We start from the raw sequence: 1,718 nt of genomic DNA, 5'->3' as shown, positions 1-1,718 counted from the left end.
GGCGTTTTACCCGTTCGCCTGCATAGATGAGGGGGATTGCGGCTGCCGAGAAGACTGCCATTATCAGGAGATCTCCTCTTTCTGCTACCTGGATAGGGACAATCAGGGCGATGATCCCCATCACGAAGAGGAGGTTGAAGATGTTGCTCCCAAGCAGGTTGCCAACCGAGATACCGGATTCGCCTTTCAGAATTGCCGCGGCTGAGGTGGCAAGCTCAGGTAGCGAGGTGCCGATGGCGACGATGGTCATCCCGATCACAAAAGCAGAGATCCCAAGGGCGGTTGCAATTCCGACAGCGGAGGTGACAACAAGTTGTGCGCCGATGATGACTGCGATAATCCCTCCTGCAGTCAGGATATAATCGAGGCTGCCTTTTGCCAAAATGGGCATTTCCCCCTCGATCCTACCTTTTCTCCAGAGTGATCTCAGGATTAGGATAAATGCGATCAGGAATATGGCTCCTGCTGGTACGGAGAGGGTCCCGGACCATGCAACGACAACAAAGAGGGCGGTTGCCGCAAGCATCATCAGAGCCTGTCTCTTCACCCCGCTGTTGGCAGGATCATGCCTGTTGAGTGCATGGGGATTGAGCAACCCGCAGATCGCCAGTACAAGCGCGATATTGGCTATATTGCTCCCGATGATGTTTCCGGTTGCGATTTCGGGGTTGCCGGTCAGGCCTGCATTCATGCTGACGACGAACTCAGGCAGCGAGGTTCCGAATGCAACAACAGTGAACCCGATGAGTGACGGGGTGATCCCAAACCGTGAGGCGAGCCCGCTCCCCCCGCCGACAAAGAGGTCCGCACCCTTCACAAGGAGTATGATGCCGACTACAAAGAGTGCCGCCTCGATGATCATACCCAAAGATTCGGTCGCCGGATATATAGGTGCTGAGGTATCATCTCTTCTGCAATGACGGAGTACTGGTGCGGGAGCGTAGATGATGGGGGGGTTTTTGTTCCTTCCCGCGGGTCACCGGCTGAGCTGCTGGCGAGGGTGGAGTCATTAAAGACCAATATGCAGGTATACCACCCTCTTACGCCCGCTCTGATCGAAGGAAGCGGCATCTTCCCTGATCGTGCTGCATATATCCGGCAGCTCCGGGAGGTCACCATTCTCCAGGCACAGGGGGTGATCGAGGCGGCGGCATCGGGGAAGGATGCAGAACTCCTCCAGATGGTCAGGATGCTCGACCAGTTGGATGAGGTGATCAATCTCCTCTCCGAGCGGCTGGTTGAATGGTACCAGGTGACGAACCCGGCATTCTCACAGAAAGGGAGGCAGGGTTCGGTGAGGCGGGTTCTTCCGAAGATCAGGCGGAGCAGATCCCGTCCCCTGCGAGGAATGGCTGATGAGCTTGAAGGGCTGATTGCCGCCCGGACATCACTTGCCGCTGATGTCTCACGGCTCGCGGCACTGGTGATCCCAAACACAAGCGAGCTTGTCGGCGGCCTTGTTGCGGCACGTATCATGGCCCGTGCCGGGGGGCTTGAGAAGCTTGCCCGGATGCCCGGCAGTTCTGTCCAGGTGATCGGGGCTGAGGCCGCACTCTTCTCCCATATCCGGGGGAACTCGCCCTCCCCAAAACACGGGATCATCTTCCAGCACCGCCGGGTGCATAACGCACCCCGTGAGATCCGGGGGAGGGTTGCACGGGTGCTTGCTGCAAAGCTTGCGATTGCGGCCAGAATCGACTTCTATCGGGGGGAGGCGG

2 protein-coding genes are annotated in these 1,718 nt (G+C 57.9%); one reads left to right on the top strand and one right to left on the bottom strand.

Annotation, left to right across the window (positions count from 1 at the left end; translation table 11 throughout):
• Window positions 1-862, bottom strand: an 862-nt coding sequence (locus QCH34_RS12085) for a calcium/sodium antiporter (RefSeq protein WP_300334501.1), incomplete at its 3' end; no start/stop codon positions are given.
• Window positions 863-916: 54 nt separating this feature from the next.
• Between QCH34_RS12085 and QCH34_RS12080 the strand changes: the two genes are divergently transcribed.
• Window positions 917-1,718, top strand: an 802-nt coding sequence (locus tag QCH34_RS12080) for an RNA-processing protein (protein WP_300334500.1), incomplete at its 3' end; no start/stop codon positions are given.

This window comes from Methanocalculus sp., assembly GCF_029762515.1.
Classification (GTDB): Archaea; Halobacteriota; Methanomicrobia; order Methanomicrobiales; family Methanocorpusculaceae; genus Methanocalculus.
The sequence above is the reverse complement of the archived record's forward strand: the minus strand, read 5'-3'. Positions and strand labels throughout refer to the sequence as shown.